General features: G+C 34.7%; 24 protein-coding genes. 15 read left to right on the forward strand and 9 right to left on the reverse strand.

The window, feature by feature from the left end; all coding sequences use genetic code 11:
- Window positions 1-32 precede the first annotated feature (32 nt).
- The 4 genes from era to G5B37_RS06795 form a co-directional block, all read right to left on the reverse strand.
- The gene (era, locus tag G5B37_RS06780; protein WP_164679299.1) at window positions 33-926 is read right to left on the reverse strand and encodes a GTPase Era; all 894 of its coding nucleotides are present in this window, start codon (window positions 924-926) and stop codon (window positions 33-35) included.
- Between the two features lie 18 nt (window positions 927-944).
- Window positions 945-2,195, reverse strand: coding sequence for a cation:proton antiporter (locus G5B37_RS06785; protein WP_164679300.1), 1,251 nt, complete (start codon window positions 2,193-2,195; stop codon window positions 945-947).
- A 79-nt stretch (window positions 2,196-2,274) separates the two neighbouring features.
- On the reverse strand, window positions 2,275-2,736 hold the full coding sequence (locus G5B37_RS06790; protein WP_164679301.1) for an RNA methyltransferase: 462 nt from the start codon (window positions 2,734-2,736) through the stop codon (window positions 2,275-2,277).
- A gap of 61 nt (window positions 2,737-2,797) precedes the next feature.
- Window positions 2,798-2,935 (reverse strand): hypothetical protein, encoded by a 138-nt coding sequence (locus G5B37_RS06795; protein ID WP_164679302.1) that lies wholly within the window; start codon window positions 2,933-2,935, stop codon window positions 2,798-2,800.
- Between the two features lie 271 nt (window positions 2,936-3,206).
- Between G5B37_RS06795 and G5B37_RS06800 the strand changes: the two genes are divergently transcribed.
- From G5B37_RS06800 to G5B37_RS06845, 10 genes are all read left to right on the forward strand, one after another.
- Window positions 3,207-4,763, forward strand: coding sequence for an NAD(P)/FAD-dependent oxidoreductase (locus tag G5B37_RS06800; protein ID WP_164679303.1), 1,557 nt, complete (start codon window positions 3,207-3,209; stop codon window positions 4,761-4,763).
- 84 nt (window positions 4,764-4,847) lie between these two features.
- Window positions 4,848-5,927 carry a sensor histidine kinase gene (locus tag G5B37_RS06805; protein ID WP_164679304.1) on the forward strand — a complete coding sequence of 360 codons (1,080 nt, stop codon included), beginning with the start codon at window positions 4,848-4,850 and terminating at the stop codon, window positions 5,925-5,927.
- Window positions 5,928-5,942: 15 nt separating this feature from the next.
- Window positions 5,943-7,277, forward strand: a complete 1,335-nt coding sequence (locus G5B37_RS06810) for a sigma-54-dependent transcriptional regulator (protein WP_164679305.1) — start codon at window positions 5,943-5,945, stop codon at window positions 7,275-7,277.
- A 743-nt stretch (window positions 7,278-8,020) separates the two neighbouring features.
- The gene (locus tag G5B37_RS06815; protein ID WP_164679306.1) at window positions 8,021-9,328 is read left to right on the forward strand and encodes a Glu/Leu/Phe/Val family dehydrogenase; all 1,308 of its coding nucleotides are present in this window, start codon (window positions 8,021-8,023) and stop codon (window positions 9,326-9,328) included.
- A gap of 27 nt (window positions 9,329-9,355) precedes the next feature.
- Window positions 9,356-9,775: a GreA/GreB family elongation factor gene (locus G5B37_RS06820; protein ID WP_164679307.1), complete on the forward strand. Its 420-nt coding sequence runs from the start codon at window positions 9,356-9,358 to the stop codon at window positions 9,773-9,775.
- A gap of 11 nt (window positions 9,776-9,786) precedes the next feature.
- Complete coding sequence (locus G5B37_RS06825; protein WP_164679308.1) at window positions 9,787-10,209, forward strand: hypothetical protein; 423 nt, start codon at window positions 9,787-9,789, stop codon at window positions 10,207-10,209.
- A gap of 10 nt (window positions 10,210-10,219) precedes the next feature.
- On the forward strand, window positions 10,220-10,609 hold the full coding sequence (locus G5B37_RS06830; RefSeq protein WP_164679309.1) for a hypothetical protein: 390 nt from the start codon (window positions 10,220-10,222) through the stop codon (window positions 10,607-10,609).
- Window positions 10,610-10,621: 12 nt separating this feature from the next.
- Window positions 10,622-11,464: a universal stress protein gene (locus G5B37_RS06835; RefSeq protein ID WP_164679310.1), complete on the forward strand. Its 843-nt coding sequence runs from the start codon at window positions 10,622-10,624 to the stop codon at window positions 11,462-11,464.
- A gap of 265 nt (window positions 11,465-11,729) precedes the next feature.
- Window positions 11,730-12,068 carry a hypothetical protein gene (locus G5B37_RS06840; protein WP_164679311.1) on the forward strand — a complete coding sequence of 113 codons (339 nt, stop codon included), beginning with the start codon at window positions 11,730-11,732 and terminating at the stop codon, window positions 12,066-12,068.
- A gap of 86 nt (window positions 12,069-12,154) precedes the next feature.
- Window positions 12,155-12,685, forward strand: coding sequence for a hypothetical protein (locus G5B37_RS06845; RefSeq protein WP_164679312.1), 531 nt, complete (start codon window positions 12,155-12,157; stop codon window positions 12,683-12,685).
- A gap of 218 nt (window positions 12,686-12,903) precedes the next feature.
- On the opposite strand, the gene G5B37_RS06850 is transcribed toward G5B37_RS06845, so the two are convergent.
- Window positions 12,904-13,287, reverse strand: a complete 384-nt coding sequence (locus G5B37_RS06850; RefSeq protein WP_164679313.1) for a hypothetical protein — start codon at window positions 13,285-13,287, stop codon at window positions 12,904-12,906.
- A gap of 196 nt (window positions 13,288-13,483) precedes the next feature.
- Here G5B37_RS06850 and G5B37_RS06855 point away from each other — a divergent pair, with 196 nt between their 5' ends.
- Genes G5B37_RS06855 through G5B37_RS06870 form a run of 4 tightly spaced genes read left to right on the forward strand, consistent with a single transcriptional unit; the run spans window position 13,484 to window position 17,383 of the window.
- On the forward strand, window positions 13,484-14,449 hold the full coding sequence (locus G5B37_RS06855; protein ID WP_164679314.1) for a nucleotidyltransferase family protein: 966 nt from the start codon (window positions 13,484-13,486) through the stop codon (window positions 14,447-14,449).
- On the forward strand, window positions 14,450-16,099 hold the full coding sequence (locus G5B37_RS06860; protein WP_164679315.1) for a ThiF family adenylyltransferase: 1,650 nt from the start codon (window positions 14,450-14,452) through the stop codon (window positions 16,097-16,099).
- The gene (locus tag G5B37_RS06865) at window positions 16,096-16,560 is read left to right on the forward strand and encodes a Mov34/MPN/PAD-1 family protein (RefSeq protein WP_164679316.1); all 465 of its coding nucleotides are present in this window, start codon (window positions 16,096-16,098) and stop codon (window positions 16,558-16,560) included. Before G5B37_RS06860 ends, G5B37_RS06865 begins: the two co-directional genes overlap by 4 nt.
- Entirely contained in the window at window positions 16,553-17,383 is an 831-nt protein-coding gene (locus G5B37_RS06870) for a DUF6602 domain-containing protein (protein ID WP_164679317.1), read from the forward strand. Before G5B37_RS06865 ends, G5B37_RS06870 begins: the two co-directional genes overlap by 8 nt.
- A gap of 223 nt (window positions 17,384-17,606) precedes the next feature.
- On the opposite strand, the gene G5B37_RS06875 is transcribed toward G5B37_RS06870, so the two are convergent.
- From G5B37_RS06875 to G5B37_RS06885, 3 genes are all read right to left on the reverse strand, one after another.
- Window positions 17,607-17,861 (reverse strand): GIY-YIG nuclease family protein, encoded by a 255-nt coding sequence (locus G5B37_RS06875; protein ID WP_164679318.1) that lies wholly within the window; start codon window positions 17,859-17,861, stop codon window positions 17,607-17,609.
- A gap of 95 nt (window positions 17,862-17,956) precedes the next feature.
- The gene (locus G5B37_RS06880; RefSeq protein WP_164679318.1) at window positions 17,957-18,211 is read right to left on the reverse strand and encodes a GIY-YIG nuclease family protein; all 255 of its coding nucleotides are present in this window, start codon (window positions 18,209-18,211) and stop codon (window positions 17,957-17,959) included.
- 95 nt (window positions 18,212-18,306) lie between these two features.
- A complete protein-coding gene (locus tag G5B37_RS06885; protein WP_164679318.1) occupies window positions 18,307-18,561 on the reverse strand; it encodes a GIY-YIG nuclease family protein in 255 nt (84 codons plus the stop codon).
- A gap of 245 nt (window positions 18,562-18,806) precedes the next feature.
- On the opposite strand from G5B37_RS06885, the gene G5B37_RS06890 reads away from it, so the two are divergent.
- Complete coding sequence (locus G5B37_RS06890) at window positions 18,807-20,012, forward strand: site-specific integrase (protein WP_164679319.1); 1,206 nt, start codon at window positions 18,807-18,809, stop codon at window positions 20,010-20,012.
- Between the two features lie 19 nt (window positions 20,013-20,031).
- Here the strand turns inward: G5B37_RS06890 and G5B37_RS06895 are convergent, their stop codons facing one another.
- Complete coding sequence (locus G5B37_RS06895) at window positions 20,032-21,714, reverse strand: hypothetical protein (RefSeq protein ID WP_164679320.1); 1,683 nt, start codon at window positions 21,712-21,714, stop codon at window positions 20,032-20,034.
- Window positions 21,715-21,784: the final 70 nt, after the last annotated feature.

Genomic DNA, 21,784 nt, shown 5'->3' on the forward strand with positions numbered 1-21,784 from the left:
CTTTTGGAATTTGGAGTAATTGTTTGGAAATTTTACTTTTGGTTGTACCCAAAACGTTTTAACTGCCTATTGTCGCTTCGCCAGTTTTTGTTGACCTTGACATAGGTTTCAAGATGTACCTGCTTGCCGAAGAATTTTTCTAAATCCCTTCGCGCCTCTACTCCAACACGTTTAAGAGGGCCTCCTTTGTGACCAATGATGATACCCTTTTGCGTTTCGCGCTCTACCATTATGACAGACCGAATACGAATAATGTTCTCTTCTTCAAAAAACTCTTCAGTATCTATTTCTACCGAATAAGGGATCTCTTTTTTGTAGTGCAAAAGTATTTTTTCTCTAATAATTTCGTTCACGAAAAAACGCTCTGGCTTATCAGTAAGTTGGTCTTTGGGATAAAACGGCGGACTTTTAGGCAAGAGCTCAATGATACGAGCAAAAACTTCAGGAACACCAAAGTTTTTGAGGGCAGAAATAGCAAAAATTTCTGCGTTCGGAACCTTTTCTTGCCAATGGGCTAATGCCTCTGCGAGCAAAGATTCATTTCCTGTGTCTATTTTATTTAACAACAGTAAAACAGGTATTTTAGCATTGGTAATTTTATTAAAAAACTGTTCGTCTTTTAAATCTTTCTCACCTAGTTCTACAAGGTATAAAAGTACGTCTGCGTCATCGAAAGCAGATTTCACAAAGTCCATCATACTTTCCTGTAGCTGATAAGCTGGTTTAATAATACCGGGCGTATCACTTAAAATAATCTGAAAATCGTCACCATTAACAATGCCTAAAATACGGTGACGAGTGGTTTGGGCTTTACTTGTAATTATAGAAAGACGTTCACCCACAAAGGCATTCATCAAGGTACTTTTACCTACGTTGGGATTTCCTATAATATTTACAAAGCCTGCTTTGTGATTTTGATCTTGCATGGCGCAAAGATAGGGTATTTAGGTTTCTTCCGTTTTCACTTTTTGAATCAGTTTACCCACCGTTAACCCTTGCACAATAATTGAAAATACCACAACAATATAGGTAATTACTAAAAACAAATCACGCTGCATAGCTTCTGTAAGACCTAGAGCTAGTGCAATTGAAATACCACCTCGCAATCCGCCCCAGGTCATAATTAAGTTGGTTTTTGGTACAAATTCTAGTTTTTTCTGAAAGAATTTTATTGGTAAAAGTAACGACAAGTATCTACAGATGAGAATTACAGGAATGGCAATTAATCCGGCAACTACATAACTAAGTTCAAAAGATAGCACGAGCATTTCCATACCAATTAGAACAAAGAGAATGGTATTTAGTAAAATATCTATAAGCTCCCAAAATTTATCTACGTAGGTTTCGGTAATTTCAGACATAGTGCTAGCTCTTATGGTATCATTTCCAACCAACAGACCTGCGGTTACCATTGCCAATGGCGCAGACAAATGGAAGTGTTGGGCCACGGCGGTTCCTACCATTACAGCGGCTAGTGTTATTATAACCTCTATGTCGTAATCGTCTATAGATTTCATAAGGCGGTAGGTAATAAATCCAATGAAAAGTCCCAAGGCAATCCCTCCTAAGACCTCTTGACCAAACAGGGCTATAATGTCTAAGGGTTCTATTGTACCTTGATCTCCCATTTTAGCGATTTGAAAAATGGTCAGGAAAACCACTACACCAACACCATCGTTAAACAGCGATTCTCCAACAATCTTTGTCTCTAATTTTTTGGGAGCGCCTACTTTTTTAAGAATTCCTAAGACCGCAATTGGGTCTGTTGGAGAGATTAATGCCCCAAACAACAAACAATAGATAAAGTCTACTGGAAGTCCAATAAACTGAAGCACATAGTACATAGCTCCCCCAACAAGAAATGTGGAGATTAGAACGCCAACGGTAGAAAAAACCAGCACTGGCCATCGTTGAATTTTAAGTTGGGCAAAATTGGTATGCAAAGCTCCTGCAAAGAGTAAAAAACTAAGCATTATATCAAGTAGTACCGTTTTAAAATCTATTTTGGTTATGATGTACTTTTCGGCATTTAACAACGTGGCGTCGAAGTAACTTATACCAAGTACCACAAGTGTAGACACAATGGTAATAACCATTAAACCAATGGTGTTAGGAAGTCTCAGAAAACGTACATTAATGTAGCCAAAAATTGCGGCTATAAAAACTAAGGTTGTAATTATTAAAAAATACTCCATAATGCGTTTTTATTTATAGACAAGGTAATGTTAGTTAGACGAGCAAGGGTAATTTTCTTTAATATTTAGTAAAACTTGCCTATTGAAAAGGTTTTTTTCTACCTCTATCGTAAAGTACAATACTTCCAGCTACGGCTACATTTAAACTATGTTCTGAGGGAAACTGTACCAAAAAATGCGATGCATCTATAGCTTCTTTGGAAAGGCCATGATCTTCTGCACCTAACAAATACAAGCACCTCTTTGGATGATTAAAGTCTTCTAAATTTTCTGCCACCTCGGTTTTTTCCACGCCAACAATTCGAACCCCTTTTGGGAGGTGTTTAAAAAAATCACTAAATGTTTCGTAATGAAAATAGGGCATCGACTTTACCGCATTGTGGGTATCGCTTGCCTGATTTGCGTATCGTTTTCCTATGGTAAAAATATAACTCGCCCCCATATTTTGGGCAGTACGCCATAATACACCGAGGTTTTCTGGTGTTTTACCATGAAGAATTCCTATTCCGAAGAAATTTGTTGTGAAATTATCGGGTTGCATAGGCAGCAAAGATAACTAGTATAACTAAATGCTGCACGCCAAGGTAAATGGCTTATTAAAATTATGCTTCTTTTTCTTCTTCGTTGGTAGAAGATGAATTTTCTGAACTAGGCACAAATAGATTGAAATCGAATTTAAATTTATCCATATCTATATTTGCGTATTTGGCGGATTCCTTTTTTTCTAGTGTATTTGACATATAAGTAGGTTTTTGGGGTTCCTATTAATAGAACAAAGGTCGTGCCTTATTATGCCTTCTGTAATTTTTTTAGGTTATTTTTTTGTTAACAAGAGCACACCTAAAATTAACACGCTGCATTACAATCTCTTACTAGTTTAAAATTTGTAATTTAGTAAAGTAATACTGGGTAGCACTATAAGTATTTTCTTCGGAAACTTTACGAAACCGCCCATTTTTTAGGTGTCAACTACCCTAAAAAAGCACCGTTTTTTCAAGTATCTTTGACAACATGAGTACATTGGTTCAGATTTCAATTAAGCCTAAGCAACAAGAAGATTTACCTTACATATTAGAGCTAGGTCTTACCAAAGCAAAACTGTACAAAAAAGACATCAAAGATTGGCGTATTAGGAAGCGCTCTATAGATGCGCGTCGTGCTCCCGTAAAACTAAACCTTCAACTAGAATTTTGGTTAGTTGGTGAAGAGATTAAGCATATCCCACCGTTTGTTCCTCAAGCCGTAGAAGAAAGTAAAACCATTGCAATTATTGGTGCTGGTCCTGCGGGGTTGTATGCCGCACTACGTGCCATTGAGGTAGGATTAAAACCAATTATTTACGAGCGAGGAAAAGACGTTCGAGAACGCAGAAGAGATCTTGCAAGAATTAACAAAGAACATCTGGTAGATTCAGATTCTAACTACTGTTTTGGCGAAGGCGGAGCAGGCACCTATAGCGATGGTAAGTTATACACTCGGTCTAAGAAGAGAGGCAATGTACTGAAAGCAATAGAATGGTTTGTACATTTTGGTGCAGATAAAGAAATACTTATAGATGCACATCCTCACATTGGCACAAATAAGCTTCCCAAAATAATTACAAGCATGCGTGAAGCGATTATTGATGCAGGCGGAGAGGTTCACTTTAATGCTAAGTTAACCAACCTTAAACTTGAGAATAAGCGTATTTCTTCTATAGAAATTAACAATGCACAATGGCATTCTTATGATACCGTTATCTTAGCAACAGGCCATTCTGCAAGAGACATTTTTTATTTGCTTCACAATCACAAAATAAAAATTGAAGCAAAACCTTTTGCCATTGGGGTTCGTGTAGAACATCAGCAGGAGTTAATAGACACCATACAGTATCACGGAGATAGTGACAATCCTTACCTACCTCCAGCTTCCTATGGTTTAGTAGAACAGGTAGATGGTTTAGGTGTGTACTCATTTTGCATGTGCCCGGGTGGCATAATCGCACCCTGCGCGACAGAACAAGAAGAAGTAGTTACAAATGGCTGGAGCCCTAGTAAGCGTAACAATCCGTATGCAAATTCTGGCATAGTAGTTAGTGTTGCTCCAGAAGATTTACCTAATTATGTTGAAGGAGACCCATTTGTTTGTCTCAATTTTCAGAAAAAAGTAGAGCGCGATTGTTGGGAAGCTGCCGGAAAAACACAGGCCGTGCCAGCCCAACGTTTAATAGATTTTGTAGAAGGTCGCATTTCAGTAAACTTTCCGAAGACATCGTACCAACCTGGTATTGTTTCGGTAGACTTGAATAACGTTTTACCCCCACTCATTAGTAAACGATTAAAAAAGGCATTTAAAGCTTTTGGGAGAAAAATGAAGGGATATTACTCCAATGAAGCTGTTTTACACGCTCCAGAAAGTAGAACCTCATCTCCTGTTTCTATTCCAAGGAACCCTGAAACCTTAGAGCACGTTGAGATTTCTGGACTATACCCTTGCGGAGAAGGCGCAGGATATGCGGGTGGCATTATATCTGCGGCTATCGATGGTATAAATTGTGTAGACGCTGTAGCCAAGAAAAAGGGGTATTAAGAATTGTTTTTGTTTCGATAGACGTTGAAATAATGGCTTTCAAAATATAACCATCTATCTTTACAATAATTTAGTACGGTAAAAATGAATCATACAGAAATAGCGTTAAAAGAGCGCATCAAAGAGCTAACTTGCCTCTATGATATATCATCTATTATCGTAAATGCAGATGTTGGGCAAATGGAAGAAACCCTTAAAGCGATTGCGTTAAGCTTGAAAAAGGGATTTCAATTTCCCAAACATACCGAAATTTCCATCAAAACTGCCATTGCATCATTTGAAACTAAAGTTGTGAAAGAGGGGCTTCAAATAAGCTCTTCTATTCAAATATTTAATAAATCTGATGGGATGATTATCGCTTCCTTAAAAGATGACAAAAGCTCTTTTCTAAAAGAGGAGCAGCAATTGCTAGATAGCGTAGCTCTTAAGATAGGAAATCTTTTAGAGCGTATTGAAATTCAACAAAATGAAATTTCACTTAAACGCCAAATGGAGCGAGCAGATCGTTTAGGAATTTTAGGTGAGCTAACAGCGGGAATTGCGCACGAACTTAATACGCCACTGACAAACATTTTGGGGTTTGCCGAATTATTAAAAGATGATTTTAAAACAGATAAAAGAGTTTCATCAGATTTAGACAAGATTATTGACAATGCAATTTTCTCTAGGGAAGTAGTAAAAAAATTGATGTTTTTCGCTTGCGAGATGCCCCAGGAAATGAAAGAATTAAATCTGGTACCCAGAATAAAAAATGCGTTAGAATTACTCGATGCTTCCTTTAAGAAAGCGAAAGTTAAATACCTTGTAAAAATTGAAGATGATGAGCTTTTACTGAAAGCAGATACCATTCAACTCACACAAATAATTTTCAACTTAATAATTAATGCCATTTATTTTTCGCCAGAAAATGGGTTGGTAACCATTGAAGCTTCGCAGTCTAAAAGTTATATAATTTTAAAAATTATTGATGAGGGTCCTGGACTATCTAATGAAGCATTAGAAAAAGTGTTTCAACCATTCTTTACCACAAAACCTATTGGCGATGGTTCTGGGTTAGGATTGAGTGTGGTACACGGTATTGTGGCAAGCCATAAAGGGACTATAACTGTAGAAAACAATTCCAAAAAGGGCGCAAAATTTACAGTTAAACTACCAAAAACTTAATACTTTTATAGTCGAATGCAGTTTAGAAAAGAGAATATACTCATTGTTGATGATGACATCCATATTCTGGAGTTACTGCAACGTCATTTACAATCTTGGAGCTATCATTCTTATAAAGCTGTATCGGTAAAAGAAGCTGTTCAAATACTTCGAGATACCAACATAGACTTGCTCATAACCGATTTAAAAATGCCTGAAATTGATGGTACAGAGCTTATCAAGTTCGTATCTGAGCACTACCCTACTTTGCCCAAACTTATTATTACTGGCTATCCTTCTGTTCAAGATTCTCTTGCTGCTATTAAATCTGGTGTAGTAGACTATTTAACCAAACCTTTTACAAAAGAAGAGCTTAGGAGTGCCATTGACAAATCGATAGGCAGTGCTACTGATGTTTCAAAAAACATATTAAAATCTAAATCAGAAAATAAAAAACCACATTCCTACGGTGATATCATTGGCAATTCAGAAAAAATAAATAATGTTATTCAAATCATTGAACGGGTAAAGGACAACAAAGCGACCATTTTCGTTAAAGGCGAAAGTGGAACGGGTAAAGAACTTGTAGCACGTGCTATTCATTATCAAGGGAAATTTTCTCGAGCACCTTTTATTGCGGTAAATTGTGGAGGTATTCCTGAAAATTTATTGGAATCAGAACTTTTTGGCTACACCAAAGGCGCTTTCACAGGAGCTGAAAAGAATCGCGACGGATTTTTTCAAGCGGCAAATGGCGGAACTATTTTTCTTGATGAAATAGGCAATGCTTCTACAGCTGTTCAATCTAGATTGTTACGCGTCCTTCAAGAAAAAGAGGTGGTAAAAGTAGGTGCCCAAAAGGCTGAAAAAATTGATGTTCGCATTATTGCCGCCACCAATAGTGACTTAAAAGAAATGATTAGTAAAAAAGCCTTCAGAGAAGATCTTTATTACCGTCTCACGGTGGTAGAAATTGAAGTAGCTCCTTTGCGAGAACGTAAAGAAGACATTCCGTTACTTGTTGAAAAATTTCTCTTTAAATACGGTGTAGAATATAAAGACCGCTTTATTAAAATTAGCCCCGAGGCTTCAGAAATATTGCAAAGATACGATTGGCCAGGAAACATTCGTGAACTTGAAAATGTGATACAGCGAGCGGTTATTATGTGCGATAGACATATTGATGTTGCAGATCTCCCGGTAACTTTAAAATATACTATAGATTTTCCTGAAGGAGAACTACTTCCTCTCAAAGAAATTGAAAAAAAATATATTCAAAAAGTGTTAAATGCAACTAATAATAACAAGACTAAAGCTGCTGAGATTTTGGGGATTGACAGGAAGACTATTAGATTGAAATTGAAAGATTGATGTCTTTTTTAGTTTAACAACAGAAGATATTTTTGAAACTATTAAAATCTTTAAAAAGCTTATTACAAAAATCTAAGTATGCTTTAATAAGTGGCATCTCAATCAGAATTTTCTGCACTTCTAACTAAATTAGTTCTCCCTACCGAACCACTAATAGTCATGGTAGCGCCTTAAAGTTTAATTTGCAATAAGCCTATAAGAACTAAAGATAACTCATACTAATAATTCAAGCTACGTAAGTTCCTAATTGATACAAATCTCCCCTACTGGGTAATAATACCCCAATACTTAAACTATTCCCTTTTCCAAATTAAATCTAAAAACCCTTACTCAGTCAGGGTTTGTTCATTAAAATGCCATCTTGGTTTTTCCAATGGCATGCGCCTTGCCTTTAGTACATAAAACAAAGCCAGAAATGGCGATGGCATGATTTTAAAAATAAAAACACAGTACATAATAAATTAGTTATCAGATTAGTAAAAACAAATTAGTCAGCACACCAAGAGATAGCCTATTCAGATTTACGAACAGATAAAATCTACCAAATAGGGACTTAAGTAAAATTCATTATAACACAAATACCATGAGTTCACAATCACAAATAAACAATACTCAAAAAAGAGAAGAAACCCTTAAGCGAAGAAGACGATACATCGTCGAAAAATATAATGAACGAAGTATCACCAATCGACTTTTTAAATAAACACTGAAAATAAAAAACCCGTTCAAAACGGTCTATACCTATGAGAACAATCACAGCTGAAGTAAATAACACTAAAAAGAAAAAAGCACCTGTAAAGGGCATGATGGACAATGTGATGGAGCAATTTAATAGTGCTGCAGACCATATTGATCTTCACCCTAACATACGCAAGATTTTAAGCATTACCAATAATGAAATCATCGTGCACTTTCCTGTAAAAATGGATAATGGTGAAGTTGAAATATTTACAGGATATAGAGTGCAGCATAATAACGCATTAGGTCCCTATAAAGGAGGGTTACGTTATCACCCAACAGTAGATATAGATGCTGCAAGAGCATTAGCCATGTGGATGACTTGGAAGACTTCATTAGCTGGCTTGCCTTATGGAGGTGGCAAAGGTGGTATCCAGCTAGACCCATCGCAATATTCTCAGGGAGAATTAGAGCGTATTACACGTAGATTCACCTTTGCACTGGCAGATAACATTGGTCCAGAGCATGACATCCCTGCTCCAGATGTAAATACTAACAGCCAAACTATGGCGTGGATAGCAGACACCTATATGAGTACGCGACCGCCGGCAGAGCGCACTGCAAACCAACACGTGGTAACTGGAAAACCAGATGGTAGCGGTGGTCTCGAAGGCAGAGATCGTGCAACTGGTTATGGGGTGTTTCTAAACATTAAATTTTGGGCAGAACGCAGAAAGGAAAAATTAAAAGGCAAAAAATTTATCGTTCAAGGTTTTGGTAATGTTGGGTATTGGGCAGCTCACTTTATGGAAAAGGAAGGGGCAAAATTAGTTGCCGCTCAAGATGCTTTTGGCAGTATAAGAAATACCAACGGAATTAAGGTTGAGGATTTGTACAATTATACTAGAATCAACAATGGAAGCTTAACAGGATTTCCAAATGCATTTGATCTTGACAATGAAAAATTTTTTACTACTGAATGCGATATCTGCATTCCAGCGGCATTAGGTAACCAAATAACGCAAAAAAACGCGAAAAGTATAAAGGCCAAGCTTATTGCCGAAGGCGCTAATGGTCCAACCAATGTAGAAGGTGAAAAAATATTATTAGAGCGAGGAGTTACAATCATCCCAGATATTCTTTGCAACTCTGGTGGTGTAGTAGGAAGTTATTTTGAATGGCTACAGAACCGAAACGGAGAACTGTGGCACTTAGATGAAGTAATGGCAAAACTCGATAAAAAGATGCGCGAATCGTTTAATAAAGTGTTTGATTATTCTGAAAAAGAAGGAATGGATTTAAGAACGGCGGCTTATTGCATTGCTATTAGACGCATAGAGAAAGCCTATATCCAACGAGGGATATTTCCTTAATTAAGAACATTAAAAAAAATAGTGAAAATGAAATACGGAAGCATAATATTAGAAAAAAAGGAGTATGTCTACCTAAAGCGTATACTCAATATATCGGGATACGCCGAAAATTTTGAAACACAGAAATCACTTCAGCGGTTAAGCAATGAACTTAAGGAAGCACAAATCGTAGACGAGAAAGATATGCCAAAAGATGTAATCCGTTTCAATAGTAAGATTATGGTGTATGCTGAAACTGGATGGGAAAAAACACTTCAGCTTGTTATTCCTTCAGAAAAAAACACCAAGCTGGATAAAATTTCAATCCTAACACCAATGGGGGCCGCCCTTATTGGGTATTCTGAAGGGGATACAATTGAATGGGATTTTCCTTTAGGAACCCAGAAAATAAATATTGTGACTGTAACACAGGACACAAATCAAAAAACCATAGAAGTACCCATTTAAAATTTAGAGCAATGGAAATCTTAAAGACAGAAATATACAATCACGATACAGACGTCGATGTAACCCATAAAATAAACACGATTGAACTAGACAACTGGATCAATCATCTCAAATACATAAAAAAAGAACTCAATAATTTAATTGGGCTTTGTGGAGAAGATTTAAGTAACAAGTTTAAAGATGATAGCGTGCTTCTAAAATTTCAGAAAAAAGAAGCTGAAAATGAAATATTACTACAGGCGCTTTTTAATTATATGAATTCAAGAAGTGATATCGTAGAATGTGAAGACACGCATTGTGATATGGTCTTTATCACTGAACACGAAAGTTACAGGAGAAGTTATTTATATCATCTAGACAAATACAGAAGATTGAAAGATGAATTTTTTAGTCAAGTACAAGGCAAACTCACGCGACTAAATTTGATCTCATAAGTCACATATATTGGAAATTGAATTACCATACAAGATAGATGCCCATAGAAGACTGTGTATCAAAAAAGATCTTATAGAATTGAGTTATTGGATTGACACTCTTACAACTATTAACACAGAAATTGATTATTCAAAAATTATCGGGCAGCAGCTTATTAAAGAGCAAAGTATAGAGGTAAACATTCAAGGACTACGTAGAAAGAACACATTAGTGATGGCAATGCTCTGTAAATATGAAAAAGAACTCAATGCAGAATATGAGTATGGAAAGAGAGAATATAACGTAACGCGTGCCAAAGAACACGAAAAAAAACGCGATTCGCATACAGCACTCATTAAGGAGTTTACACAACTTAAAAAAGAGATTTACCAGAAGTTATCCAAATTTCAACGCAGATAAAACCAAGAAAAGATGAAAAAGATACTAATTCCTATCGACTTTAAATTTAATAGCCATGATGCTATAGATTATTCCATCCAGTTTTTTAAACGTGAGCAATGCGAATTTTTCTTCTTACACACGTACACTTATGACCTATCTGGGCTTAACACCATAGATTTACTTCAGGCAGATGATGACTGGTTCGATAAGCCTAAATGCGAATCTGAAAATAACCTTGGCAAAATTATTCAAAAATATGCCTTTAATAAACGAGACGCCAAGCATCGATTTAGTGCCATTTCTGAATATTCCAATTTAATTCAGGGAATGAAAAAAGCCATTAAAGAAATTAATATCGATTTGGTTGTCCTCCCAGGAAAAGACAAAACAGGGGATGGTACAATAAGGTATAGCCGAAATACCAAACGAATTATAGAGCATATCCGGGAATGTCCTGTAATGATCATTCCTGCCTCATCAAAAATGCATAAGAAACCTAAATTTGCATTGGTTTCAAGTTTCGATTTGGATCTTCCTATAAGTGAGCTCGAAAATTGGTGTGAATTGGTACAAATTGCCAAAGGCAGTATAAAAATTGTTACGCTATCGGCAAAAGAAAAGTTATCTGAACTTCAGAAAGCCAATCAAAGCAAGGTGCGTTATCAACTTGAAATGCTCACTAAAGAAAAAATTCAAATGGAGTATATTAAAAATGCCCCAGCTCTTAAGGACTTTGCCAGGGATCACGTAGATTACATAATGTGCCTTATAGATCGAAAACCTGATTTTTGGAGAAAACTGGGTATTACCCATTCACGTATCACGGATTTGGGACCAATTCCAAGTACCCCTGTAATCGCTCTACACAGATAGTTTTAAAATCAATTAGCGACGGTACATACCATATTATCTGAAGACTCATTCGTTCAGCCATCGTGGCTTTCCTGAGCGGGTAAGAGCCTGCGTCTATTTTTAATTAATTTCTCAATAGAAATTGGTTACAATAAACGTTCACTTCCTATTAAATGGAGCCTATAGTTTTAAGAGTTATTTATCATTCTTATCAGAATTCTTCAATACATTTGTACTTCGAGTAGCAACCACGGTGAAAAAATTTCAAAAAATAGTGAGCCTATGGATGGCAATTTTGCTTACAGCCCTGTCTGTAAATGCAACTGCTATTACAACTACTACAACCGAGGCTCATAATGGAACTCAAAAACAGCTTGACGCTCATTTCTTCGGAAACAACGCAGGCTACTTCATTGATCAAACTCAACAAGAAATAAATTTTGAAACTGAAGAAGATAATATACCCTTATCGGTAGATGACAGTTTATTTTTTGGCACTCAAAGCAATTGTAATACAGCGCTTTTAAGTGCAGCTACGCACCATAAAAAAATTGCTAATGAAAACGCTTCAATTAGCAAATACTACACAAAACAGATTCTTTTTCCCTTCCATTCCTTTTGGTAAACAATTGTTGCATGCTACATATGGTGTACTATTTCTTCGGAAACTTTACACAATCACAACAATTAAAAAATTAAAAAAATACTACAATGGATTCAGGAATGATGATAATCGCCATGGTACTCTTGGCAACTATAACAATACCTATATTTTTAATAGGTAGAAATGTAAAGAAACAATCGAAACAACTCTACAACGGACTAAATGCGCAGGCCTTTAAGAATAACGGAACACTAACTCGGCATACAGAGCACACCAATTTTGCACTCGGTTTAGACGAAACGGCCAAAGCTATTTATTATTTCAAAAAAACGGAAGACACAGAAGTATCCAAACAAATTGATTTAAACGTAGTAACGTCATGTGAAGTTATTAAAAAGACAAGACGGATAAAAAAGGCTAAAGGATTTGATGAAGTAATTGAAAAAATAACACTGATCTTCGTCAATAAAAATGGAGAAACAACACATATAGAATTTTACAATGAAGACGAAAATGTGTTGTCTGATGAGCTCACCGTTGCCAAAAAATGGAATGACACTATACAACAAATACTGTCTAAAAAACAGGTGGCTAGTGGCACTAAAAAGGAATCTCCTATAGCCGCGGTTTTGTCATAAAAAGTAAATGATTAGGTAGTTTTATAATTAGGTGTTATGATGGAAAGAGGGTTAGCCACGTGTTATCCCTCTTTTTTATATAGTATTCATCGTATCTCTTAAGCAAAAAAAGCCCTCACATAGCTGTAAAGACTTTTCTTTAGAGTAGCGGATGAGGTTAAATTATCGAACCAATTTATTGTGGATTTTAAAACAGTAAGATTCCAATTCGTTCATAACTAGTCAATTTCATGATAATCTTCAAAATTTGCTTCTTCGTCATAATTATCAACTAAAGAATATTTTTCATCATGCCTAGAATGTAAAACAACATTAAACCTTTTAAATAAGGTATCTAGAATATTTGTTTCGTCTTCACAATCACAGAGAATCTTAACTATGCGTTCTTTATCATCAGTGTTTTGTTCTGAGTCAACACAGAATAACAATATTGAAAAATCTTTTGTTCCATAAATAGATATACCAACTACCTTAAATCGGTCAGTATTAATGCCAAAATAATTGGCTATATCCTGTAAGTTATCCATTCCACTACTCAATTCGTCAGAAATATCAGCCGAAGCCGTTCCTTTAAAATCACCATATTGTACACTTGCTTTCAAATATAAATTTATTTATTAGTTAAAGTACATATCAAAAAAAGACCAATTGAAAAATTGTTTAATGCTTAAGCTTTTTATATTATTAATCACTAATAAATGCCAGCTTGTCATACTTTCACAATTATTTTGACAGATGTTCAATAAAAATACATTCTGGCTTCATACTTGACATAGTTTTTACATAAAAATTATTATTATGTCGTTAAACAAGCAAGAATACCTATCAAATGTGTTAGAAACACATAGAATGAAACATATTGAATCCGTCGTTAAAAAATTTAAAGACAACAGGGATGAAGTTAAGGCTGCATTAATTGAGCACTATACTTCAAATATATATTCTCCATTCGATTCTGGTTCATTCAAAAAACATACGGCGATTAACACCAAGTTCGATTTGGACGTTGTAGTTCCATTCAAAAGAAATGCTTTTGAAACGCTAGAAGGTATGTTTAATGATTTATATGAGTTTTTAGATGAAAAGTTCAGTGACGTTGCCTATGTTAGAAAGCAGAAGGTTTCAGTAGGGATAGATTTTTTTAAAGATGATGATGGTGATACGGTAAGTCTGGATATGGTGCCAGGTCGTGAATTAAACCAAGACCAATATTTAGATGATAAAAACTTAAATTTATTTGTTAACGGAACATGGGGTATTTTTGATAATAGCACTCATATTCAGACCAACATCAAGGCGCAGATTGACCATATAACGGCGAAAGAGAATGAAAGAAAGATTATTCGACTATTAAAAATATGGAACAATAATGACGGAAAGGAATATAAATCCTTTTTATTGGAACTTATTACAATAAAAGCCTTTGAGAAGGAAGATATTTCTGGTAATCTTTGGGAGAAATTAGAGAAAGTAATGGAGTACATTAAAGATAACGTTACAGAAGATGGTTTTAAGTTAATTGACCCAGGAAATAGCAACAATGATTTAATGGACACCTTGGAGAGTTGGGAAAAAACCAATTTATCTAATAGAATGGAAACTATAATCGAAAGGATTAACAATAATAGCGATAACATCAAAAGCTATTTCCCAACAAATAAGGATTTTGAGGATGATGACAAATCATCAAGCAGCAACGGGTACGGAATTAAAACAGGAGGAGCTGCTTACTCGACACCTCCAAAAAATGAACGATTCGGATAAATGGGGTTTCTGGATGATGTTACCAAGCTTATTAGCAATATTCCATTTGTAGCAAAAGCGTATGATTTTGTAGAAGAGGAATTACAGGTAAAGGGAAAGGTTAGTATATCTTTCAAGGAATTGGCACAACCTTTAGAATTTGAAGTAGTAGTTTTCAAGTGCTACCCACTTAAATATAATGATGCAGATTCAATAAAGTTTAAAAACACTAATCTTTTAGAGTACAAGCACGTTATGGAAGATGGTGTAGTCTGCATTCACACCACTCACCATACGAATTTAAAATCAAAGCTAAATTACGACTTCAATTCTTTGAAGAATTGGATTGTCAAATACTACATCAATAAAGACCAAGATGACCACTACGAGCATATCATTGTTGATGATAAACTAATCAATAATCGATATTGGTCTTATCAATTCACAGACCTTGAACACTCTTTTGAAAAAGGAGAATTTGGCGAGGTGTCAATTACATCGCTTCAACTTGGAACTTTCAAAGGCAACCTAATTTCAAACCATATAATTCAAAGCTTCATTAGAGAAAATGGAGAGCAGTTAGAATGTGAATGGAGTCAACTTTATAAAAATATGAACATTACCAATTCGGGTGCTTATGTTTACATTGAAACCCCACCTGCTACCTATGGAAAGTTCATTTTTACTAAATGGTTGGATTTACAAGACCACCTCCCAGAGAAATTTTTAAACTTTCTACTCAAATTTCAAAAAAGACACATTGAACATAGAGGAAAATTATTGCCTCTATTTTTTGGATATAAAATTGATGATACCAATATTCACTGGCAAGTCGCAATGTTAGAGATAGGCGATTTTCCAATAATAGGTTACCAATTACCTAACAAAGAGTGGATCACAATACCAAAAAATGAATTAGAAATAAATTGGGGAATAACTAGAAATTCTTCATATAAATATTTTTTTGGAAGAGGTTTATTCTCGCAAAGCTTTGTGGAAAAGAAAATATTAATTATTGGAGTTGGAGCATTAGGTAGTATGGTTGCCAAAACTCTTACAAGATGTGGCTGTAAATTTATCGATATTGCCGATAATGACATTAAAGAGCCTGAGAATGTTTGTCGCTCTGAATATTTATTTAATACAGGTTTAATGGATAAAACAGAAGAACTAAAATTCATTCTTAGTACAATTTCTCCATTTGTAGAAACCAACATTATTGACAAGGACTATTTTCAAGGGATTATTAAATTATTCCATAAAGAAAAGGGTGGAAAGAGTGGTTTTGAAACAAACCTCAATAAATATGATTTAGTAATAGATTGTACGACCGATAATGACCTTATGTACATACTGAATTCACTCGATTTAAAGTGTGACTTGATTAATCTTTCAATTACGAATTTTGCTAAAGAACTGGTTTGTGCATTTTACCCTAATACTTACAATTTTGTAATGAATCAGTTTATGAATGTTTTAGAAAACGACACAACTGATTTATATAACCCAACTGGTTGTTGGAGTCCAACTTTCAAAGCATCCTATAATGACATATCATTATTGGTTCAAATGGCTATCAAACATATTCATAGTTTGTACGAAACTGGAGCAAGAAAAAATAATTTTGCTATTGAAAGTGATTTGTCGAACCTAAATATAATTGAGTATTGAAACTTTATAACAAGCACAGAAAAGTTGAACTAATTATAGACGACGAATTAATTGATAAAATTAGTAAGTCAGGAGTGGAACATTTTCCTAAGGAGTTTGGTGGTTTTTTAGTAGGGAAATACTCAGATGATTTCAGCAGTTTATCTATAACCGATTATATTCTCCCCAAAAGCTATAAGGGAGGCAGATATTTATTTGAAAGAAGTTCTAAAGGAATGAAGTCTTTTTTTTCTAAATTATTCAAAAAGAAAAAAGAATATTATGTTGGTGAATGGCACACCCACCCAAATGGAAGTACTAGATTTAGCGACACCGATTTAAACGCAATGATTAACATTGAATCATCCCCAAGTGTTAATATTAGAAATCCTGTTTTACTCATTTTGAGTGTTTCAGATAAGCAACTTAACCAAGCAACCTTTTATATTTACGATAACAAAAAATTAATTCCGTATGAGTGATAAAATTTTACTAAGAGAACTTTTTTCTGGTTTGCAGAGTCAAATGATTGCACAATTGAGTACAAACCGAAACAATATAAAACACTCTACATCTAAAGGTGATGCGCTCGAAAATGCTTGGATTGAATGGTTAAAGAAATATTTACCAAATAGGTATAGCGTTGATAAAGGCATAGTAATAGATTCAACGGGGGAAACAAGTGACCAAATTGATATTATCATTTATGATAATTGGTTTACTCCTTTTATATTTTCACAAAATGGATTTCATTATATACCTGCTGAAGGAGTTTATGCAGTTTTTGAGTGTAAACCCGATATTTCTGGAAGTTCAGATGGTATTACTAACATTGAATATACAGGAAAAAAAATTGAAAGTGTTAGGAAACTAAAAAGAACTACAACACATATCATAAGTGTAGGAGAAAGAGTTGAACCTCGTGGATTAACTAAAATAGTAGGTGGAATCTTGACCTCAACGAAATCGGGAGATAAAACTAATAATAAGACTTTAGAAAAACATTTAGTAGCCCAAACAGGTTTAAAAAGTATAGATTGCGGCTGCATAGCTGATTATGGTGCTTTCTTTATAGATTATGAGAATAAAGAAGACAAAAGCATTAAAGACTTTGATAAACGATATTTTGAGTACTATAAAAAAAGAGTATTCAATAAGGTAGAGTTCAGTAAACAAGAAAATTCATTAGTTACATTCTTTATGCAATTAACCAGATACTTACAACAAGCAATAGGTACTGTGCCCGCAATTAATTTACAGACCTATTTAGACAGTATTAACGAGAAAATTGATAAGGAAATTTAGCCATTTTACATCTTTTACATTTTTTTCATTAAGAAAAACGCTCTTTTACTACTTTGTATTCGACTGCCTAAAAAGTAAAGATTTAGCGCATAAAAAAAATTACCATACAGTAGCCGTACAAATAAAAAAGCGCAACTATTGATTATCAATTAGTTGCGCTTCTTCTTCGTAGCGGGAACAGGACTCGAACCTGTGTCCGCCGCGGCGGATATGAGCCCAACCACTAATTAAAACGTACGTTTTTGACAATCCACTCTCTCCCAACACCAGATTTTAAAAATTTCTCAAATAGCATAGCTTCACGCTTCAATTCAAAATTTCTAACAAAAACAACTCTCCAAGGACGATATTTAATGGTCCATCCCTTTTTACTTAACAAATTATGCGATTGAAAACGAGAAATAAGATTACTGGTATAACCAATGTATGACTTGGAATAGGAATCAGACCATAAAATATAAACTACAAACGATTCCATAAAAAAACTCCCCTTAAGAGATTAAGGGGAGTTCTATTTAGTAGCGGGAACAGGACTCGAACCTGTGTCCGCCGCGGCGGATATGAGCCCAACCACTAATTAAAACGTACGTTTTTGACAATCCACTCTCTCCCAACACCAGATTTTAAAAATTTCTCAAATAGCATAGCTTCACGCTTCAATTCAAAATTTCTAACAAAAACAACTCTCCAAGGACGATATTTAATGGTCCATCCCTTTTTACTTAACAAATTATGCGATTGAAAACGAGAAATAAGATTACTGGTATAACCAATGTATGACTTGGAGTAGGAATCAGACCATAAAATATAAACTACAAACGATTCCATAAAAAAACTCCCCTTAAGAGATTAAGGGGAGTTTTATTTAGTAGCGGGAACAGGACTCGAACCTGTGTCCGCCGCGGCGGATATGAGCCCAACCACTAATTAAAACGTACGTTTTTGACAATCCACTCTCTCCCAACACCAGATTTTAAAAATTTCTCAAATAGCATAGCTTCACGCTTCAATTCAAAATTTCTAACAAAAACAACTCTCCAAGGACGATATTTAATGGTCCATCCCTTTTTACTTAACAAATTATGCGATTGAAAACGAGAAATAAGATTACTGGTATAACCAATGTATGACTTGGAGTAGGAATCAGACCATAAAATATAAACTACAAACGATTCCATAAAAAAACTCCCCTTAAGAGATTAAGGGGAGTTCTACTTAGTAGCGGGAACAGGACTCGAACCTGTGACCTTCGGGTTATGAGTTTTTGATACTATCATATCAATTTAACCTAAAAACACTTTAAATCAATGTTTTATATATGCTTTAATATATCTTAACAGCAAATAACATCAAACAAAACTAACAAATGTTGTACCTATGTTGTACCTAAAATGATTACCTTTATAATCCAAAAGTAATTATTATGGCAACAATTAGAGTGGTTTTAAGAAAAAAGAAAAATAAAGCCGGAAGGTTTCCTATTGCTATTCGCATAACTAAAGACCGTAAAAGTTCTTACTTAAATACAGGTCAATATATAGATGAAAAATTTTGGGACGAGAAAAACCGCAATGTTAGGAAGTCGCACCCTAATTCAAAGATGCTGAATAATTTTATTTCAACCAAGGTTGCAGAAGCCAACGATAAGGTTTTAAAATCTGAAATGAATCCAGAGTATCAAACCGTATCGGATATAAAAACTAAAATTATTGCTACAAAGGGACTTGATTTTTTTGCCGTAGCTGAAATGCACCTTCAAAACTTAAAAAACAGAAATAAACATCATCAGTATGACACTGAAATTGGGCGAATAAAAAAGTTCAAGGAATTTCTTGATAAAGATATTCTTCCGTTCAACAAGCTGAATTCAACAGTTCTTAAAAAGTTTGAAACTTTCCTGCTTCACAAGAAAAAACTTGCGCCCAGAACAGTCGTGAATTATTTAATCCTTATTAGAACGATATTCAATCTTGCAATTTCTGAATCAATTGCAGATAGAGGATTATATCCATTTGGAAAAGGTAAAATGACAATCAAAATCCCAGAGGCTCAAAAAATAGGATTTAGCACTGATGAAATACAAAAGTTAGAGAATGCAGAGAGTTTAACTGAAGCTCAACAGAAAGCCGTTCACGTATGGCTTGTCAGTTTTTACTTTGCAGGAATACGCGTTGGCGATGTCTTAAAATTAAAGTGGTCAGATTTTAATGATGGGCGCCTACTCTACCGGATGAACAAAAACAGTAAACTAGTTTCTCTCAAAATCCCTGATAAAGCTATCGAGATTTTCAATCATTACCGGAAAAACTCAAATTATAATGGTCTCGTATTCCCTCAGTTGAAAGGTGTAAATCTTAATGACACCGAAGAAGTGTCTAAAAGAACCCAATCCATTACCCGCAATTTGAACAGACGATTAAAAATTGCAGGAAAAAGCCTCGGAATACAAAAAAACATAAGTATGCATATTGCTCGGCATAGCTTCGGAAATATTTCTGGGGATAAAATACCAATTCAAATGCTGCAAAAATTATATCGTCATTCTTCCGTTACAACTACTATTCGCTATCAAGCAAATTTCATCCACAAAGATGCAGATGACGCTTTAGATAGTGTGGTGAATTTTTGACGAACTTTTTATTTGAAAATTATTCTGGTAGCACATCCCTAAATTTATCTACAAGTAAATTCATTGAGAACTGGTATTCGTCTAACCTAAAACTGATGGGTGATAGCTGTTTGAACATTCCTTTTTTGGCTTGTGTAATACCTTCTTCAAGATTTGGATTATTAATGACTACACGGGTTTTCATTGCTTTGTGATGTCGGTCTAGTAAATCTCTAAAATTCCTATCCTTTTCTTTAAGATACGGTGCCCAGAAAATAAGAGTATCAATATCTACAAATGTTAGTGGTTTAATTAAACTAGGATTATACATATTACCCAATCGTTCTTGCACTAATTCGTTATATCTCTTGTTTAGAAGATAGTTCATCCCTGGAATTTCAAAAACCCTATCGCTTACTAAGAGTATTGGATAAATAGATAAGTTGTTTTTTTGATTGGCATAATCATCATAAGCGAACGTTTTGTTAATTATCTGCTGAATCGAGGTAATTAACTGACCGATACCAACGTGACGGTCGCCATCGTGAACAAATTTTTTATCCAGTAGTTTTTTTATCTTCTCAATATCAGAAGAACTCTTAATATCTGCCCTTACAAGAATGTCCTTGTTTTCAAATAGGTAAATCTTATTATTGTGACGAACATAATAGTCGGGTTCGTTATCGCGTGTGGCCGTCTCTTGTCGCTTTACCATATATTTCCAATGGAATATCTCATCGAGGACTTTCTTCATAACAACTTCTTCTGAAAAGTCGCTATTGTAAAACGCAAAAAAGGAACTATCATCTGGCTCTAGACCGTGATGAGCGATAAAAGCATCTTTCAAGATAAACCTAACGCTTTTGAAAAATTTATCTAGCAAATAAAAATAGTCTACAAGCGAGAATTGTGTTTCATCTATTTTATAAAGTGGAAATTTTTTGAGGTTTGTAAAGTCATCCGAAACATCTATTTCTGCCTTTGTTAAAGTATTCAAGAAATTAATATGGTCTTCTCTGTCGGGTGTTAAAATGTAGCTATTAAGGTGTTTCATTCGCAACAGAGTTGCCACCAACAATTTTACTTGATAATTAAGCTGCTCTAGATTTTCTTGATTGAATTCTTTTGCTAATGCTTCGCCCAGATATTGGTTTTCGTCTTCAGAAACAAAGTCAAGCAAAAATTCAAATTTTATTACCGTGGCATAAAGTAGTTTAGCAAACTCAAGGTCATTATCTTCAAAAAGGCCTGTATCTGCTGAAGAAAAAGACATTGCAATGAGCATCTCTGCCATACGGTCTATATTATCCTGAGCATCGCCAAGATTTTGTTTTTTGTTGGCCTGAAGATTTATTAAAAGATAAGTTTTGAACAAGTTTATTTCATCTTCATCAATACCTTCATTTTCATTACCTTCTAACAAACTATCCCTGTTAGCAAGGATAATCTCGCTTAGCATTAAACTGCTTTCTCGTGATATAAGAATAGGTCTTTCTGGTATTTGATAGGCCTTGCCATAATCAGCTACTCTTTTATTTATTTCGTGTTGCTTCTCTACATTACTAAAAATCCTGTTATAATTAGGTTGATTTTTGGTCGTGCTAAAACCAATAATTTTAAGAAGCGTCTCACGCGAGATATTTGAAAGATATTCGAGAATTTCTTTTGGCTCTTCCTCTGGAAATACGTTAGCAAACTCTAGTCTTTGTACAGCTTTAATCATATTGGTGAGTTATAACTAGTACAATGTAATAAAATTTAAAAATCACTCGAGATTTTTATGTTCATTTTTT

This window comes from Rasiella rasia, assembly GCF_011044175.1.
Lineage (GTDB): Bacteria > Bacteroidota > Bacteroidia > Flavobacteriales > Flavobacteriaceae > Marinirhabdus > Marinirhabdus rasia.